Origin of the sequence: Streptomyces sp. C36, from assembly GCF_040932295.1 — a bacterium.
GTDB classification, from domain to species: domain Bacteria; phylum Actinomycetota; class Actinomycetes; order Streptomycetales; family Streptomycetaceae; genus Streptomyces; species Streptomyces triculaminicus.
Window position 1 is genome coordinate 417235 of the sequence record NZ_JBFQGI010000001.1, and the last position, 18290, is coordinate 435524.

General features: G+C 75.1%; 10 protein-coding genes. 6 read left to right on the forward strand and 4 right to left on the reverse strand.

Going from position 1 to position 18290, the window contains the following annotated elements:
- Positions 1 to 38: 38 nt before the first annotated feature.
- The 3 genes from polX to AB4K12_RS01805 all read right to left on the reverse strand — a co-directional run bounded on the left by polX (position 39) and on the right by AB4K12_RS01805 (position 6084).
- Positions 39 to 1766 carry a DNA polymerase/3'-5' exonuclease PolX gene (gene polX / locus AB4K12_RS01795; RefSeq protein WP_368432431.1) on the reverse strand — a complete coding sequence of 576 codons (1728 nt, stop codon included), beginning with the start codon at positions 1764 to 1766 and terminating at the stop codon, positions 39 to 41.
- A 41-nt stretch (positions 1767 to 1807) separates the two neighbouring features.
- Entirely contained in the window at positions 1808 to 2002 is a 195-nt protein-coding gene (locus AB4K12_RS01800; RefSeq protein WP_362253983.1) for a hypothetical protein, read from the reverse strand.
- A gap of 170 nt (positions 2003 to 2172) precedes the next feature.
- Positions 2173 to 6084 (reverse strand): helix-turn-helix domain-containing protein, encoded by a 3912-nt coding sequence (locus AB4K12_RS01805; RefSeq protein WP_368432432.1) that lies wholly within the window; start codon positions 6082 to 6084, stop codon positions 2173 to 2175.
- A gap of 260 nt (positions 6085 to 6344) precedes the next feature.
- Between AB4K12_RS01805 and AB4K12_RS01810 the strand changes: the two genes are divergently transcribed.
- The 5 genes from AB4K12_RS01810 (at position 6345) to AB4K12_RS01830 (ending at position 11048) form a co-directional block, all read left to right on the forward strand.
- Complete coding sequence (locus AB4K12_RS01810; protein ID WP_368432433.1) at positions 6345 to 7778, forward strand: NAD(P)/FAD-dependent oxidoreductase; 1434 nt, start codon at positions 6345 to 6347, stop codon at positions 7776 to 7778.
- Positions 7779 to 7872: 94 nt separating this feature from the next.
- Positions 7873 to 8433, forward strand: a complete 561-nt coding sequence (locus tag AB4K12_RS01815; RefSeq protein ID WP_368432434.1) for a L,D-transpeptidase family protein — start codon at positions 7873 to 7875, stop codon at positions 8431 to 8433.
- A 68-nt stretch (positions 8434 to 8501) separates the two neighbouring features.
- Positions 8502 to 9464, forward strand: a complete 963-nt coding sequence (locus AB4K12_RS01820; protein ID WP_368432435.1) for a hypothetical protein — start codon at positions 8502 to 8504, stop codon at positions 9462 to 9464.
- An 8-nt stretch (positions 9465 to 9472) separates the two neighbouring features.
- Positions 9473 to 10171 carry a hypothetical protein gene (locus AB4K12_RS01825; RefSeq protein ID WP_368432436.1) on the forward strand — a complete coding sequence of 233 codons (699 nt, stop codon included), beginning with the start codon at positions 9473 to 9475 and terminating at the stop codon, positions 10169 to 10171.
- Positions 10152 to 11048 (forward strand): inositol monophosphatase, encoded by an 897-nt coding sequence (locus AB4K12_RS01830; RefSeq protein WP_368432437.1) that lies wholly within the window; start codon positions 10152 to 10154, stop codon positions 11046 to 11048. Before AB4K12_RS01825 ends, AB4K12_RS01830 begins: the two co-directional genes overlap by 20 nt.
- Here AB4K12_RS01830 and AB4K12_RS01835 read toward each other — a convergent pair.
- The gene (locus AB4K12_RS01835) at positions 11038 to 12228 is read right to left on the reverse strand and encodes an SLC13 family permease (protein ID WP_368432438.1); all 1191 of its coding nucleotides are present in this window, start codon (positions 12226 to 12228) and stop codon (positions 11038 to 11040) included. The genes AB4K12_RS01830 and AB4K12_RS01835 overlap by 11 nt on opposite strands.
- A gap of 71 nt (positions 12229 to 12299) precedes the next feature.
- Between AB4K12_RS01835 and AB4K12_RS01840 the strand changes: the two genes are divergently transcribed.
- The gene (locus tag AB4K12_RS01840) at positions 12300 to 18257 is read left to right on the forward strand and encodes a TIR domain-containing protein (protein WP_368432439.1); all 5958 of its coding nucleotides are present in this window, start codon (positions 12300 to 12302) and stop codon (positions 18255 to 18257) included.
- The last annotated feature ends 33 nt before the right edge of the window (positions 18258 to 18290 follow it).

The window sequence follows — 18290 nt, forward strand, 5'->3', positions numbered from 1 at the left end:
GATGCGCTCCGCCCTCTTACGGAGTGGCGGAGCGCGAATCAGGAGGTTCTCGGCCGCAGGAATCGCCGCAGCTTCTGCAACGGCCACGTGTTGATCACATCGTCCTTCGTCAGCCAGGCGCGCTGGGCCGTGCCCACGCCGTAGCGCATGTAGGGCAGGTGGGTGACCGAGTGGGCGTCGGTGTTCACGGCGAACTTCACGCCGTGGCGCTTGGCGCGCAGGATGTCCTCGTCGCCCAGATCGAGGCGTTCCGGATGGGCGTTGACCTCCAGGGCCGTGCCGGTGCGGGCGCAGGCCTCGAAGACCGCGTCGAAGTCGGCGTCGATGCCCGGGCGTTTGCCGATGCGGCGGGTGGTGGGGTGGCCGATGATGCCCACGTGGGGGTTCTCGCAGGCGCGGACCAGGCGTCGGGTCAGCTCTTCGCGGCTCTGGTTGAAGTGGGAGTGGACGGAGGCCACGCACAGGTCGAAGCCGGCGAGGAATTCGTCGGGCCAGTCCAGGCTCCCGTCCGGTCCGATGTTCAGTTCGGTGCCGTGGAGCAGGCGCATGCGGCGGTGCTTGCCGTCCAGGGCGCGCACCCGTTCGCGCTGGGCGAGCATCTTGGCGTCGGTCATGCGCTGCATATAGAGGTCGGGGGCGTGGTCGGTGACGGCGTAGTAGGCGTATCCGCGGGCCGCCGCGGCGGTCACCATGTCCTCGAGGGAGGCGAGTCCGTCGGTGAGGTCGGTGTGGGTGTGCAGGTCGCCGCGGATGTCGCTCTCCTCGACCAGGTCCGGGAGCTCGTCGCGCAGGCCGGCGGCGATCTCGCCGCGGTCCTCGCGCAGCGTGGGCGCGATCCAGGGGAGGCCGAGCCGGGCGTAGACCTCCTCCTCGGTCTCGGAGACGATCTTCTTGCCGCTCTTGGCGTGGAAGAGGCCGTACTCGGAGAGCTTGAGCTTCTGCCGTACGGCGATCTCGCGGACGCGGATGTTGTGCGCCTTGGAGCCGGTGAAGTAGAGCAGGCCCGCGCCCCAGGAGTCGGGGGGCAGGACCCGTAGGTCGACCTGCAGGCCCTTGGTCGTGCGGACCGAGGTCTTCTTCTCGCCGTGGGCGATGATCTCGGCGGTGTGGGGGAGGGCGGTGAAGGCCTCCATGAAGGGGGCGGACCGTTCGGCGGCGACGAGGACGTCGACGTCGCCGATGGTCTCCCGCATGCGGCGCAGCGAGCCGGCGTACGCGCAGCCCTGGCATCCGGGGACGGCGGAGAGCGCGGCGACGACCAGGTCGGCGACGTCCATGGCGCTGCTGAGGAGGATGCGGCCGCCGCCGGCGTGCTGCATGAGGGCGATGCCGTGCAGGATGTTGGCCTCGGTCTTCTCGCCGAAGCCCTTGAGGCCGCGCAGGCGTTCCTCGTGGATGGCGTCGAGGAGTCCCTCCACGGACGCGACGCCCAGTTCCTCGTAGAGGGTCATGGCCTTCTTGGGGCCGAGGGTGGGGATGGTGATGAGCTCGCGCACCCCGGCGGGAATGTCCGCCCTGGTCTCCTCGAGTGCCGTGACGTGGCCGGTGCGCAGGAATTCCAGGACCTTGTCGGCGATGGACCTGCCGACGTTGGGGATGTCGAGCAGGCCTTTCGCGTCGAGCGTGGAGACGTCGCCGGGATGTCCGCCGATGGCGCGGGCGGCCTTTTCGTAGGCGCGCGCCTTGTAGGCATCGCCGCCCGTGATCGCGATCAGGTCGGCGTACTCCTGCAGCAGCGCCTCGACCTCCTCGTTGGCCCGGGCCATGGGTCCAGCGTGCCATCGGGAGGTCCGCGGCGCATGGCGGGTCACGTCCTGGGGCGGTTGTGCCAGGCGGTGTAGAGGCCGGTGAGGGCGGCCGCGTAGTCGGTGAGGGCGGCCGGGGAGGCGCGGCCGGCCAGGGCCAGGGCGAGGCAGGCGGCCATGGTGACGGTGAAGGCGTACACCTCGTCGCGGTCCGCTCCGGGGGGCGTCGCGGCGGGGGTGGCAGCGATGTGGTTCATGTCGGGGCTTCCTTCACATCAGGAGGGCGAGGGGGCGAGGAGCGAGTGGCGCGGACCGGATATGTCCGACATTCAGAGCTTCGGCGGACGCGCTGGCCGGGCACAGGGGTTTCCCGTTGCCTCTGTACGAGAGGCCGTCGGGCAACCCCCTGCGACCTGCGGTGTCGTCCTCAGGAGCAGCCGGGCCCGTAGGGCACGTCGGGGAGCAGACGGCGCCACGCGGGCTCGTCGACGCGGCTCAGGGCGCGGCAGGTGGTGGCCAGGACGCCCGGTACGTCGAGCCGCCACCAGCGCACCGACCCGTCCTCCGAGACGGACACCACCGGGCCCTCGTCGGCGACGAAGGCCGCGGACCGGACCCGGTCGGTGTGCCCGGTCAGGGTGAGCAGCAGACGCCCCTCGCGCGCGTCCCAGATCCGTACGGTGTTGTCGCGGCCGGCCGTGGCCAGGCGGGTGCCGTCGGGGCTGAAGGCGACCGAGGTGACCGGGCCGGTGTGGCCCGCCAGGGTGCGCAGGCTGCGCCCGTCGCGCGGGTTCCAGAGCTTGACCGTGTCGTCGCGGCTCGCCGTGGCGAGGATGCCGGTGGGGCCGACGGCCAGGCCGAGGACGGTGTCGGCGTGTTCGGTCAGCCGGTGGAGGACGCGGCCGTCGGACAGCCGCCAGATACGGGCGGTGTTGTCGAGGCTGCCCGTGACGAGTGTGGCGTCGTCGAGGAAGAGCACCCGGTAGACGGCGTCGGCGTGACCGGTGAACGTCCGCTCCGGCCGGGGGGTCTCCTCGGCGGCCCCGCCGGTGACGCGCCACACCTTGGCGGTGTGGTCCTCGCCGCCGGTGGCCAGCGAGCCGGCGTCGCCGGGCCGGAAGGCGAGGGACGTGACGGCCCGGCCGTGCGCCCGCCAGCGGCCCACCGGCCGGTCCGGGCCGGCAGCGTGCCGTGCGTCGGCCGTTCGCGATACATCGGCCGTCCGCGACACGTCGGCCATCGGCAGGACGTCGGCCGTGCGCCATACGGTGACGGTGCCCTGCTGGTCCCCGGCGGCGATCAGCGAGCCGTCGTGGCTGAAGGCCACCGCCCGTACGGGCTCCTGGGACACCCGCAGCGTCCGTGTCGTCCGGTGCCCCGCCTCCCGGGTCCGCCACAGGCGCAGCGTGCCGTCGTGCCCGGCGGCCGCCAGCAGCGACCGGTCCGGGCTGAGGGCGGCGTCCAGCCAGGCCGTACCGGGCAGCGGGGCGTTGACCGACGACTGCGGGGACCACAGGCGCAGGGTGCCGTCCTCGCCGCAGGTCGCCAGCGACCGGCCGTCCGGGGAGAACGCGACGCCGTGCACGGGGCCGAGGTGGCTGGCCAGGAGGGCGATGCGGCGGCGCCCTGCGACGTCCCAGACGGCGGCGGTGTCGTCCTGGCTGGCGGCGGCCAGGCGGGTGCCGTCCGGGGAGAACGCGACGGCGAAGACCGAGTCCTGGGCGCCCTCGAGGGCCGCCTCCCGCGCGCCGGTCGCGGTGTTCCACAGCCCGACGGCGTCGTGCCATTCGCCGGTGGCCAGGCGGCTTCCGTCGGGGGAGAAGGCCAGGGCGTGGACCTGGCCGTGCTCGCGGGTGCCGATGACCCGGGCGCCGCCGTCGCGGACGTCCAGCAGCCACAGCCTGCCGTCCAGCCCGGCCGCGGCCACCCGCCCGCCGTCGTCGGTGACGGCCACGGCGTACAGCTGCCCGAGCCCGGGGTCGTGCACCGTGACCCCGGCCGCGGCGTCGCCGGGGCGGGAGAGCCGGACCGTACCGTCCCTGCCCGCCGTCGCCAGCAGTCTCCCGTCGCCGGACAGGGCCACGGCCCGTACGGGCCCGTGGTGCCGCGCGCCCGCCGCTACCGGCACGCGGCGGCCGGTGCCGGCGTCCCACACCGACACCGTGCCCGCGTCGTCGCCCCAGGCGGCCAGGGCGTTCCGGCGTGCCACGGCGAGCGCGCCGACCGGCGCGGTGCCGCGCGCCACCACGCGCGCCGGCCGGGAGCGGGTGGTGTCCCACGCGCGTACGGTCCCGTCCGCGCCGGCCGACAGCGGTCCGCCGCCTCCGGGGCCCGGCGGCCGCCAGGCGACGGCGAGGACCGGGCCGTGGTGGCCCGTCAGCCGTCCGGCGTACGACTGGGACTGCGAGCTGAGCACGGCGCTGGCGGCGGCCGGGGTGTGCGCCTGACGCCAGGCGGCGGTCGCCAGCAGTATCGACGCCTCCGGCCGGGAGGTGCTCAGCGCGGCGGCGCGGAAGGCCAGTTCGTCGGAGCGGGCCGCGGCGCGCTCGGCCATGGCCCGCAGGCCCTGGTGGAGGGCCACCGCGCCGCCGGTCAGGGTGAGCACGAGGAGTACGGCCAGGCAGGCCAGCAGCCGGCGCAGCCGCCGGGTGCGGCGGAGCTCGGCCTCCTGTTCGGCGGCGGCGTGCGCGGTCGCGGCGTCCAGGTAGGCCTGTTCGACGCCGGTGACCGTCGCGACGGGGTGGGCGGCCAGGTCGCGGGCGGCGGCGAGGCGGGCGCCGCGCGGCAGCAGCGCCGGGTCGCGGCCCTCCGCGTCCCACTGCTCGGCGGCGGCCCGCAGCCGCTGCCATCCGTGCAGCAGGGCGGCGTGGCTCTCGATCCACTCCCGCAGCCGGGGCCAGGCGTGCGGCACGGCGTCGTGGGCCAGGGCGACCCGGTCGGCGTCGACGGTCAGCAGCCGGGCCCGGGCGAAGGCCTCCACCGTCTCCGGCGCCAGCACCTCGCGCGGCACCCGGCGGCGGGCGGCCCGGCCGTCGGCGTCGATGCGGACCAGCTGCAGCAGCGCGGACCTGGCGGCGTCCTGACGGTCCGGGGGCAGCCGTGCGTAGGCGCGTTCCGCCGTGGCCGCCACCGCCCCGGCGATGCCGCCCGCCTCCTGGTAGCCCGCCACCGTCAGCGAACGGTCCCGGCGCCGCTGCCAGGTGGCCAGCAGCGCGTGGGACAACAGCGGCAGGGCGCCCGGCTCGTGGCCGGGCTCCCGCTCCTCGCCGTCTCCGGCGCCCAGGTCGCGCAGGATCAGCTCCACCAGTCCCGGCTCCAGGTCCAGGCCCACGGCGTGCGCGGGCCGTACCACGGCGTCGCGCAGCTCCGCCGCCCGCAGGGGCTCCAGGGGAAGCTGTCCGTCCCGCAGGGCGGCGGCCAGTTCGGGGAAGGCCAGGCACCGGCCGTAGAAGTCGGCCCGCAGGCCGATCACGACCAGCGCCGCCGGGACGCCCGGGCCGTCGGCGGACGCGCTCGCGGGGGTGCCGGTCGTCAGCGCGTGCGCGGCGCGGATGAACTCCGCCTGCTCGCGGGGGTCCGGGCAGAGGGTGAAGACCTCCTCGAACTGGTCGACGACGAGCACCAGGCGTACGGGCTCGTCCTCCCCGTCCCCTGTTCCCTCCCGCGTCCCGTCGAGCGCGGCGCGCACCGCCTCGGCGAAGGCCCGGGGGCCGTCGTCGGCCAGGATCCGCGCGAGCCGTGCGGGGTCGGTGCCGGCGGCGGAGGCGACGCTCGCCGTGAGCTCCGCCACCGGTCGTTCTCCCGGCTGCAGGGTGACCACGGGCCAGCGGATCGAGCCGCGCACCGGCAGCACGCCCCGGCGCAGCTCGGGCACCAGCCCGGCCTGCAGCAGCGACGACTTGCCCGTGCCGGAGGCCGCCACCACGGCGGTCGGCCCGCAGCCGTCCAGCCGCTCGGTGAGCAGGCGTACGAGCGCCGCCGTCGCCCGTTCGCGGCCGAAGAACCAGTCCGCGTCGGCGCTCCCGTAGGCCGCGAGCCCCCGGTAGGGGCACACCTCGAGCGGTGCCCCGCGCGTCCCGCGCCGCCCCGTCGGCGCGATGAGCCGGGTCAGCTCCCCGCCCGCCCGCAGGGCGCCCTCGCAGCGGCGGGCGACCTCCACGGTCATCGGCTTCTTCCCGGACTCGACCCGGCTGAGGTAGCTCTTGGTGTAGTGCACCAGATGGGACAGCCCTGCCAGCGACATCCCGCGCTCCTGCCGCAGCCGGCGCAGGTGTTCGCCCGGCTCGACGGTGGAGGCGGGCGCGCCGCCGCTCTCGCCGTCGTCTCCCCGTGGGGCCATGAAGGCGGCCTTTCTCCGCGAACGATCCGGTTTTCCCCGATCTCGTTCTTCTGATCCCTTTTCCGCAGTCTGTCCCCGTGAGACGCTCGCAAGGACCGTACGGGGATGTGCCACCGGCAAAACCGGTCCTTCGGGTGACCGGACGGAACGGAGGTGACGGGGGAGACGGGCGGGGCCGGGGCCGCCCCCGCCCCGCCGTCGCTGCCGGTACCGTTGCCCGCACGGGCAGTTGGCAGCCCGGACGACCGGATGGGGTGGGCATGGAGAACACAGCGGACGCGGACGTCACGGCGGGGGAGCACGGCCTGCGGGCCGTCGGCGGGCGGGCGCCGCGCCACGCCGTCGTCATCGGGGGCGGCCTGGCGGGTCTCCTGACGGCGCACGTGCTGAGCGGCCACGCCGACAAGGTGACGCTGGTGGAGCGGGACCGCTTCCCCGACGGCCCCGAGTCCCGCGCCGGCGTGCCGCAGGACCGGCACACGCACGTCATGCTGGAGAGCGGCCAGCGGGCGCTGGAGGACCTGCTGCCGGGGATCCTCGACGAGATGCGCGAGCACGGCGCGCCGAGCGTGGCCATGCCCACCGAGGTCGTGCAGTGGCAGGCGGGCCACTGGTACCGCCGCACGGCGCCGACCGCCCACGTCCTCACCGGCTCCCGGCCGTTGACCGACTGGCTGGTACGCCGACGCGTCCTGGCCCACGCCCGTATCGACACCGTCCAGGGCGCCGAGGTGACCGGCCTGCTGGGCGACGCCGCCCGCGTGCGCGGCGTCCGGCTGCGCGAGCGGGGCACGGCCGCGCGGGACACCCGCGACCTGCCGGCCGACCTCGTCGTGGACGCCTCCGGACGCTCCTCGCGCGCCCCCCAGTGGCTGACCGCGCTGGGCGCCGAGCCGCCGCACGAGGAGACCATCGAGACGGGACTCGCGTACGCCACCCGCTTCTACCGCTCCTCCGGCCGCGACGAGGAGCCCTTCCGGGGCGTCTTCATCGTCCCCAACCCCGCCCAGCTGCGGGGCGGCATCCTGATGCCGCTGGAGAACGGCCGCTGGTCCGTGATCCTCTCCGGCCTGCGCGGCGCCGAACCGCCCACCGACGAGGCCGGGTTCCTCGAGTTCGCCTCCCATCTGCCGCACCCGGTCCTGCACGACTGGCTGCAGAAGGCGGAACCGGACACGCCCATCCACGGGTACCGCAAGACCGGCAACGTCCGGCGCCGCTACGACCGTCCGGGACGCCGGCCCGCCGGCTTCCTGGCCATCGGCGAGGCCCTGTGCTCCTTCAACCCCGTCTACGGGCAGGGCATGTCGGTGGCCGCGCTCAGCGCCGTCGTCCTCCGCGACGCCCTGGCCGGCGGGCGCCGGGTGCCCACGACGCGGCGGGTGCAGAAGGCCCTGTTCGACGCCGTCCGGCAGGCGTGGGAGATATCCGCCGGGGCGGACAAGAACATGCCGGGCGCCACCGGCAGCGCGCTGCGCCCACGCCTCGCCGACCGGCCCGCCGACTGGTACCTGCGGCGCGTGCAGCAGCGCGCCACCGGGGATCCGCGCGTCGGTGAGGTCTTCCGCGGCGTGCTGTCCCTCACCACCCCGACCACCGCCCTGTTCGCACCGTCCATCGTCCGGGCCGTCCTCCTCGGCCCCGCGCCGTGGGCGCCCACCGAGCCGCCGGCCCACCCCGAGGAACAGGGCTGACGGGCCGCTCCGCCCCGCGTCCCGGACGCGCCGACCCAGGGGCCGGCCCGGACCAGCTCAGGGCCGCCCCAGCGCCGACCAAGGAGAGCCGACGATGTCCCTCACCTCACCGACACGGACGGCCGCCGTCGTGCGGGGCGGCGCCCTCGGCGCCGCCCTGGCCGCCGTCGCCCTGCTCGCCGCCCCCACGGGGCGGGCGGCGGCCGCCCCGGAACCCACCCGGCTGCAGTTCACCAAGTACTCGCCCACCGACTCGCGGCTGAGCGTCCTGCGGAACGGCAGGACCGTCGTGGTCTACCGGGCCGGGTCGGGCGTCAACGACAAGGAATGCGAACGCGGACGCGGCTGGCTGCCCAACGGCACCTATCCGCTCGGCCGGCACCACACCGCCTACGGCGGAAACCTCATCAAGGGCTACGCCATCGAACTGGGCAACAAGCTCTGCTACCAGGGAATCAACCGGACCGAGCTGTTCATCCACAGCGAGATGACCCGCTCCGGGGGCCAGGGCGGCCCGGAGGGGCAGCGCTGGGACGGCGTCGGCGACTACTCCTCCCACGGCTGCGTCAAACTCAGTCCGCAGGACATCAAGAGCCTCTTCCGCACCCTCGACCGAATTGGCTGGCCGACGACCCTTCGGGTCGTCAACGGCTGATCCACAGCCTGGCTTTCGGCCAGGCACCGATCCTACGATTGCCGTAACCGGGGGAGAGGTCGTGGGCCATGGCGCGCAGAACAGCTGAACTGGGACGCGGGATCGAGCACGCGGTCGCCTGGACGCTACGGAATCTCGACGGCGTCGTCGCCATGGCCGCCGCCCTGATCATCGGCACCCTGGACATCCTCGACCAGAAGATCGACAGCAATGTCACCTCCGGTGCCATCCTGCTGGTCCTGGCCGCGCTGGTGTTCGGGACGCTGACCGAGCGGCGGCGCCGGATCGTCGACATCAGGGAGGCGATGAGCGGCACCCGGCACGCCCTGGAAGACCTCACCATGGTGCGCTCGCTCTCGGGCGCCGAGCTCGAGAGCGCCCTGGACCGGGCCCGCCAGAACACCGACCGCTGGGTGTTCAAGGGCGGCACGGGCACCTACCTGCGCGCGGTGACCCTGCCGGTGTGCGTGAGGGAGGCGCAGCGTCAGCGCCGCTCCCTCACGATGAAGATCGACATCGTCAATCCGGCCGACGAGCAGGCCTGCGCGGCCTACGCCCGCTTCCGGCAGACCTTCGCCCACCGGCTGCACGCGGTCCCGGCCGAGGCCTGGAGCGCCGAGCGCACCCGCAAGGAGTCCTTCGCCACGGTCCTGGCCGCCTGCTGGTACCGGCAGCGCCTGGACACCCTGGAGATCGACGTCTACCTCTCCTCGGTCGTCCCCACGCTCCGCTTCGACCTCTCCTCGTCCTGCCTGATCATCACTCAGGACGACCCGCAGCGCGTCAACCTGCTCGTGGAACGGGACCGGCCGCTGTACGACTACTACGTCACCGAGCTCCACCAGAGCCGCGAACAGGCCCACACCCTCAACCTCAGCCGCACCGAGCGGCTGAGCGAGGAACCGACGGTCGACGAGGTGCTGCGGCTCTTCGACCGGCTCGCGCTGCCGCTCCCGGCGTCCTTCACCGACCGCGACGTCGGCGACATCATCGACAAGGCACTGCACGCGGAGAATCCCTACCGGAGGTGAACTCCCCCGTGCGACGTCCCCTGGAGTACGGACTGATCGAGGCGGCCATGACCCGGGCCCGCGACGGCACCGGGGGAACGGGCGCGCTGCTGGGCGCCGCCGCCGCGGCCCTCGAGGAGATCGCCTCCGGACGGCGCGAGCTACGGGCCGTACGCCACCCGCTGGGCTTCCTGTGCCTGCCCGTGGAGCGGGAGGCCGAGCGCGGGGTCTGCGTCCATGTCTTCGGCGTCGACGGCCCCGCGGCACGGCACGCCGCCGCCCTGACCACCTCGCCCGTCCACGCGCACAGCTGGGATCTGGCCAGTTGCGTGCTGTACGGGCAGGTCGGCAATCTGCGGGTGCGGGTGCGCGACAGCCCGGAGCGGCCCACCCACCGCGTCTACGAAGTGCGCAGCGGCCCCGCGTCCGTGGACGAGATCCGGCCGACCCCCCGCCTGGTGACCTACGAGGCCGGCCCCGAGGAAACCAGTGTCGGCGGCGAGATCTACACCCTGCCGGCCGGGCACTTCCACGCCACCGTGGTACCGCCCGGCACCTTCGCCGCCACCCTGCTGCTCGGCCGCTCGCTCCCCGGCCGGAACGACCTGAGCCTCGGTCCGGTGCATGGCGCCGTCCACCGGGTGGTACGACTGACATGCGGCGCCGAGCAGACCGCCCGGACGGCGCGCACCGTCCTCAGGAGGATCCATGGGCACCCTTCCGGATGACGACAGCCCCCGCTCCCCGGCCCCGCCGGCCGAGCCCTTCGCGGCGGAACGCCAGGTGGCCGTCGACGCCGCCCGGGAGGCCGGGGCGCTGCTGCGCTCGCGCTTCCAGGACGACTACGGCGTCCGTGCCAAGGGCGACGCGGGCGACGTGGTCACCGACCTCGACCTGATGGCCGAACGCCTGGTGGTGCGCCGGATCCGGGAGCGCTATCCGGACGACCGGATCCTCGCCGAGGAGACCGGCGCGACGGGCGCGGCGGACGCCGGCACCCGCCGCACCTGGCTGGTGGACCCGCTCGACGGCAGCAACAACGTCGTCATCGGGCTGCCCGCCTACGTCGTCGGCGTCGCCCTGTGCGTCGACGACCGACCCGTGGTGGGCGTGGTCCACGATCCCGTGACCGAGCGGACGTGGACGGCGTCGCGGGGCGGCGGCGCCTACGGCCCGCGCGGCCGGCTCACCGGCCCCCGCGCGCCGCTGTCGCCCTCCGGGCCGCTGCTCGCCTGGACCCAGGGCCACGCCGTCGGCCGCCGCGACCCCGTCGCCCTGGGGCTCAAGGACGCGCTGGAGGGGCGCTGCCGCCGCCTGCTGCAGCTGTGGGCGCCCCTGCTGGCCTGGGCCATGCTCGCCCGCGGCGACATCGACGGCTTCGTGGGCTACCGCGCCGAGGCCATCGACCTGCCGGCGGGCGCGCTGCTGGCGGCCGAGGCGGGGCTGGAGATCCGGGCGCTGGACGGCGGCGTCTTCCGGGGCGGCGTCAGCGGCCCGGACACCGACCGCAGTTTCGTCGCGGGCCGGCCCGAGGACATGCCCTACCTCCTCGGCCTGCTCACGCGCCGGGCGGACAACGGCCGCCCGCCCGTGCTCACCGGGTGAGCGCCAGCGCGGCCACGGCCGCCGGCAGGGCGGTCGCCGCGAGCACCGCGCCCGTCGCCATGAACCGCCCGGGCGAGACCCGAACCCCCTGCGCGTGACAGCGTTCGAACCACAGCAGGGTCGCCAGCGACGCCCACGGCGTCACCACCGGGCCCACGTTGGTGCCCACCAGCAGTGCCAGCAGCTGATCGTGGTTGTCCACCGGGACCGCCGACTCCCCGGCCAGGTAGACCGGGAGGTTGTTGAGCACGTTGGACAGCCCGCCGCCGACCGCTCCCGCCCGCAGCATCCCCGGCAGCCCGCCGTCCGTTCCCACTGCGGTCGCCAGCAGCCGGTGCAGGCCGTTGACGTCGACGGTCTGCACCACCAGGAACAGCCCCGGCACGAGCACCAGCAGCCGCCACGGCACCAGCGAGGGCCGCAGCACGGACCGTGCCCGCAGCGCGAAGGCCCCCACGGCGAGCGCGGCGGCCGCCGCGGACGCCGCCCACAGCGGCACGGCGTCGATCAGGATGGCCAGCAGGAACCCCGCGCAGGCCAGGGCGCACACCCGGAACAGCACCCGGTCCGCGGGCCGGTGCGGCGCGGGCGGCACGTAGACCTCGGCGCCCCGCACGCCGCGCCGCCAGTAGAACAGCCACAGGCAGACCATCGTCACCGCCACGGAGGCCAGTTGCGGCGCCCACATGCGCGCCGCCAGGCCCGCCGGGGAGAGCGCCACCCGGTCGGCGGCCAGCAGGTTCGTCAGGTTGGACACCGGCAGCAGCAGGCTCGCGGTGTTGGCCAGCCACACCGTCGTCATCGCCAGCGGCACCGCGGCGATCCCCACCCGGGAGGCCAGGGCCAGCATGACCGGCGTCAGCAGCACCGCCGTCGTGTCGAGATTGAGGGTCACCGTCGTCAGGGAGGCGAACACCACGCACAGCACGAACAGCATCGCGTAACTGCCGCGCCCCGCCCGCGCCACCCACGAGGCGACCACGTCGAACACCTCGGCCCTGCTGGTGAGCTCGGCCAGCACGATCACCGTGCCGAGGAACGCCAGCAGCGGCGCGATGCGCGTCATCGCGTCCCCCGCCGACCGCGCCGGCAGCAGCCCCGTGGCAAGGCACAGCAGACCGCAGGCCAACACCCCCCCGGCCAGCCAGTCCAGCACATGCAGACGTCGTAAGGCGTGCACGGGCAAGAGCATCGCACACCATTCGCGCGAACACAGTGACCGGGTGCGAGACCGTTCCTAGGATGGGGGCCATGGTCGCACGCCAGGAAATCGCCGGGCAGAACCGGCTGTTGGACTTCTTCATCAGCTATTCCCCGGCCGACGAACGCTGGGCGGCCTGGATCGCCTGGACCCTTGAGGAGGCCGGCTATCGCACGGTCATCCAGGCCTGGGACTTCGTACCGGGAACGAACTTCGTCGACTTCATGGACCGCGGCGTCAGCGAGTCCGCCGCCGTCATCGCCGTCCTCTCCCGCAACTACGAACGCTCCCGCTACGGCCGCATGGAGTGGCAGGCCGCGCTGCGCGCCGACCCCGACGCCCCGGAACGCCGGCTGATCACCGTCCGCGTCGAGGACATCCCCGTCGAGGGCCTGCTCGCCACCATCACCTACGTCGACCTCGTCGGCGTCCAGGACACCGACGCCGCCCGCGAACTGCTGCTCACCCGCGTCGGCCACGCGCTCGAGGGCCGGGCTCGCCCCGACAGCCACCCCCGCTTCCCCGGATTCCCCCAGCCGCCGGACCGGCCGGCCGCGGCGAGCGTCCCGCCGCCCGGCCGGCAACCGGGCAGCCCCGGCTGGGCGGGCCGCCGCCGTCCCGCGAGCCCGCCCGGCTACCCCCAGGCGCCCGACGGCGGCCGGGGCAGGGAGTCCCTCTCCGTCCTCCACCTCGCCGGGCCCTCCTTCGGCCGCGGCGCCGACCCGGCCGAGCTGCAGGCCACCATCTGGGGCGACCTCGTCGAGCTCACCGACGCCGGCGCCCCCGCCCCCGACCTCCTCGTCGTCACCGGCGACCTCACCGCCTCCGGCAGCCCCCGCGAATGCGACCAGGCGCTGAACTTCCTCACCGGCCTGCGCTCCCGGCTCGGCCTCGCCGCCGACCGGCTCGTGGTCGTACCCGGCGGCCAGGACGTCAACCAGGCCGCCTGTCGTGCCTACTTCAGCACCTGCGAAGCCGACGAGATGCAGCCCCGGCCGCCCTACTGGCCCAAGTGGCGGCACTACGCACGGCTGTTCCAGGAGCTCTACCAGGGCCTCGACACCGTCTTCGACGGCGACCAGCCCTGGACCCTGTTCCCCGTCCCCGCCCTGCGCACGGTCGTCGCCGGCCTCAACTCCTCCATGGCCTACAGCCACCGGCCCGACGACCAGTACGGCTGGGTCGGCGCCGAGCAGGCCGCCTGGTTCGCCCAGGCCCTGCGCCCGTACGAGCAGGAGGGCTGGCTGCGCCTGGGCGCCCTGCGGCACGCCCCGGAGACCGGCCGCGCGCTCGACCACGACGACGCCGGCGACGGCCGCCCCGGCACCACCGCCCGGCCCGCGCGCACCACCCTCGGCTACGACCCGGGCCGCACCCCCGGCCCCGGGCGGCGCACCACCACCCCGCGCCTGCGCGACACCGACGTCCTCACCCGCCTCACCGCACCACGCCTGCACCTGCTGCTGCACGGCCCCACGGGCGACGGACGGGCGGCCTCCGGCCCGGCGGACGCCTTCGCGCTGCCGCTGACCGGCCGGGACCTGCCCGTCCTCGGCGCCGCCGGCCCGGGCCGGCACCGGCTCCTGAAGCTCACCCGCGACGGGTTCACCGCCTGGCCGGAGAGCCCCGAAGGGACACCCCGCCGCTACGCCGTCGCCTGGCACGGCACCCGCGCCCTCGAGCCGGACCCCGCCCCGGGCGAACCGGCCCCCGCGGACGACCCCACGCCCGGCGACGAGCCGCCCGGGCCGGAGACCCGCACGGTCCAGGGCCCCCTCGAGGCGCTCGTCGACCGCGTCGCCGACGTCTGCCGCATCCGCCACGAAGGCGTCCAGCTGCGCCGCGTCCCCGGCGACCCGCCCAGCCTGCTGGTCACCTGGACCGAGTCCGGCTTCGTGCGCCAGCAGCGCGTCGGCGTCTGCTCCGGCACCCCGCGCGCCGAGGACATCGACCGCTTCATCGACCACGTGCACGCCTCCGACAGCGACCCGGACGCCGAACTCGTCCACGACGGACCGCCGCCCGAGCGCGCCCTGCGCGAACGCGCCCGCCGCCGCGGAGTCCTCGTGCGCAGCTTCACCGCCTTCCAGGGCCTGCTGGACCTGCGCGGCTACGTCGCCGGCCAGACGGAGCGGCTCACCGGCGACCCCCAGTACCAGCCCTCCCTCTACCTCCCCCAGCGCTACCGCGAACTCGAGCGCCCCGGCGGCGTCGAGCGCGACGGCCTCGTCGACGACGTCCTGCGCCTGCTCGACGCCGACCACGGCCGCTTCCTGCTGCTCCTCGGCGACTTCGGGCACGGCAAGACCTTCGCCCTGCGCGAGATCGCCCGCCGCATCCCCGAGGAGCTGCCCCACCTCGTCCCCGTGCTGATCCAGCTGAACGCCCTCGACAAGGCCCACACCCTCGACGGCCTCGTCGCCGCCCATCTGGCCGGCCACGGCGTCGACACCATCGACCTGCGCGCCTTCCGCTACATGCTCCGCCAGGGCCGCATCGTCCTGCTCTTCGACGGCTTCGACGAACTGGTCAACCAGGTCAGCTACGACCGCGCCGCCGACCACCTCCAGGTGCTGCTCGACGCCGCCGTGGACAGCGCGAAGATCATCGTCAGCAGCCGCACCCAGCACTTCCGCTCCCAGGCCCAGGTGCTCACCGCCCTCGGCGAGCGGGTCGGGCTCCTCCCGCAGCGGCGCGTCCTGGCCGTACAGGAGTTCACCCCGCGCCAGATCCGCTCCTACCTCGTCAACCGCTACGGCGACGAGCACGCCGCAGACCGCCGGATGCGGCTCCTGGAGGGCATCCCCGACCTCCTCGCCCTCTGCCGCAACCCCCGCCTCCTCAGCTTCGTCGCCGACCTCGACCACGAACGGCTGCGCGCGGTCGCCGGCGCCGGGCGCGCCCTGAGCCCCGCCAGGCTGTACGAGGAGGTGTTCACCTCCTGGCTGCGCTTCGAGGAACGGCGCGGCCTGGGCGGCCCCGGCGGCATTCCCGGCCTCGGCCTGCGCCAGCTGTGGCAGGCCGTCACCACGCTGGCGCTGCGGCTGTGGGAGAGCGGGGAGAGCGCCCTGCGGCTGGACGAGCTCAACGACGTGGCCGAGACCCTGACCGAACTCGCCGACAGCAGGCTGTCCGTGCCGCAGGCCGCGCACGCCGTCGGCTCGGGCAGCCTGCTCGTCCGTACCGACGAGGGCCTGTTCCGGTTCATCCACGGCTCGGTGGCCGAATGGCTGGTGGCCCGGGAGGCCGCGGAGCGGCTCGGCCACGAGGGCCACGGCGAGGCCGCCCTGCTGGCCCGCCGCCACCTCAGCCGGCTCGCCGTCGAGTTCCTGTGCGACCTCGCCGACCACCGCACCTGCCAGCGGTGGGCCGAGGCGACGCTGGCCGCCGAGACGGGCGAGGCCGACGGCGGCGCCGGCGAGATCGCCAGAGCCAACGCCGTGAAGATCCTCAACCGCCTCCGGGTACCCGCCCACACCGACCTGCGCGGCGCCGTCCTCGCCGGGGAGGACCTCTCCTACCGCGACTTCTCCGGCGTCGACCTCACCCGCGCCGACCTCACCGACGCCGGCCTGGTGGGCGCCGACTTCTCCGGCGCGATCCTGCGCGAGGCCCGCCTGGCCGGGGCCCGTCTGGACGACGCCGACCTCGGCCGGGCCGACCTGCGCGACGCCGACCTGCGCCGCGCCCGCCTCGTACGCACCGACCTGCGCGGCGCCCGGGTCACCGGCAGCAGCTGGCACCGCGCGGCCCTGATCAACGTCGTCGCCGACCGGGACGTCCTCGCCACCCCCGAGCTGCGGGCCGCCGCCGTCGCCCCCGGCCTGCCCGCCGAACCGGGCTTCAGACCCTCCGCGGTCGGCGTCCCCTACGGCTTCGACATGCGCACCAGCCGCCTGCCCGAACCGGTCGCGTTCAGCCCCGGCGGCGAACTCCTCGCCCTCGGCAGCGAGGACGGCGGCGTGCTGGTGTGCGACGCCGCCACCGGCACCGCGCTGCGCACCCTCCAGGGGCACATGGGCCGCGTCTACGCCGTCAAGTTCCGCCCCGGCGTGCTCGCCACCGGAGGAGCCGACGGCACCGTACGGCTGTGGGATCCGGTCTCGGGAGCCTGCCTGCACCGGCTCGAGGTGCACCCCGACGGCGTCTGGCCGGTCTCGCTCGACCGCTCCGGCACCCGCCTGGCCACCGGCGACGCCGAGGGCACCGTCACCCTCTGGGACGTCGTCGGCGGCACGCCCCTGCACCGGCTGGCGGGTCACCACGCCCCCGTCTACACCGCCGTGTTCAGCCCCGACGGCACGGTCCTGGCCACCGGCGACGCCGCGGCGGCCGTACGCCTGTGGGACACCCGCTCCGGCCGCCTCCTCGGCGAGCTGACCGGCCACCGGGGAGCGGTCTACCGCGCCTCCTTCAGCCCCGACGGAACGCTGCTGGCCACCGGTGACATGGGCGAGGCCGACCGCGGCACCGTACGGATCTGGGACGTGGCCGAACGGCGGCTGCGCCACACCTGCGCCGGGCACGCCGGCCGCGTCTACACCCTCGACTTCCACCCCTCGGGCACGCTGCTGGCCAGTGGCGACACCGAGGGCCACGTCCTGCTGTGGGATCCGCGCACGGGAAGCCCCGCAGGCGCCCCGCTCCTCGGCGGCGGGGCCGTCTACCAGGTGGTGTTCGACCCCGAGGGCGGCCTGCTGGCCGCGGGCGGCAGCGACGGCTCGGTCCGGCTCTGGCAGCTCGCCCCGGCCCCGGCCGGCGGCACCGGCTGGTCCGCCACCGCGCTGCGCCGTCAGCCCGCCGACCACCAGGGCTCGGTGTGGGCCTGCCGGTTCCGGCCGCACGGCGGTGCGGCGGGGGCGCCGGACGCCGGGCCGCTGCTGGTCTCGGCGGGCAACGACGGAGCCGTGCGGCTGTGGGACACCGTCACCGGCCGCGGCAGGAGCATCCTGCGGGGCCACGGACGCAAGATCGTCAGTCTGGCGTTCGGCGACGGCGGCGCCCACCTGGCGGCCTGCGGGAACGACGGCGTGGTCCGCCTGTGGGAGCCGTCCACCGGGCGCAGGATCCGCGAGCTCACCGGGGACAACGACCGCCTGGTCTCCGCCGTGTTCGCCCCCGGCGCGCCCGTGCTCGCGACGCCCAGCAACGACGGCGACGTCTATCTGTGGAACGCCGCCACGGGTGAGTACCAACGCGAGATCGACGCCGAGACCGACCATGTCTGGGCCGAGGCGTTCAGTGCCGACGGCGAGATCCTCGCCACCGCCAACGACGACGACACCGTGCGGCTGTGGTACCGCGGCACGGGCGCGCAGGTGACCACCCTCGACGGGCACCGCGGCCGGGTGCGTTCGATCGCCTTCACCGCCGACGGCTCGCGGCTGGTGACCGGCTGCGACGACAGCCGCGTACGGCTGTGGGACCTGCCCGGCGGCGGCCTGGCCGCCGAGCTCGCCGGGCACGAGGGCCGGGTGTACGCGGTGGTGCACGGCCCGGGCGACGCCTGGCTGGCGAGCGCGTCCTGGGACGGGCAGGCCATCGTCTGGGGGGACGGCGGGATCCGTCACCGGCTGCGCGGGCACTCCGGCAGGATCTGGACCGCCGCCGCCCATCCCACGCGTTCGCTGCTGGCCACGGCGGGGGACGACCGGGTCGTCCGGCTGTGGGATCCCGAGTCCGGCCGGGAGACCGGCCGCCTCACCGGTCACACCGGCCGCGTCCTGTCCCTCGCCTTCAGCCCCGACGGAACGCTGCTGGCCAGCGGCGGCGAGGACGGCACGGTGCGGCTGTGGTCGGTGCCGGACGAGGGCGCCCCCACCGCCAAGGCCACCCTGATCGGCGTCCCGGGCGGCTGGGCCGCGCTGAACCCCTCGGGCGGCTACAAGTTCGACGGCGACGTGGCGGGGGAGTTCTGGCACGTGGTGGGGATGTGCCGGTTCGAGCCCGGCGAGCTCGACGACCTTCTCCCGGGGGTCCGGCGCCTGCCGCAGGACGGCGCGATCTGAGGGGGCGCGGGGCCGGGCGCCCCGGCGTGTGAC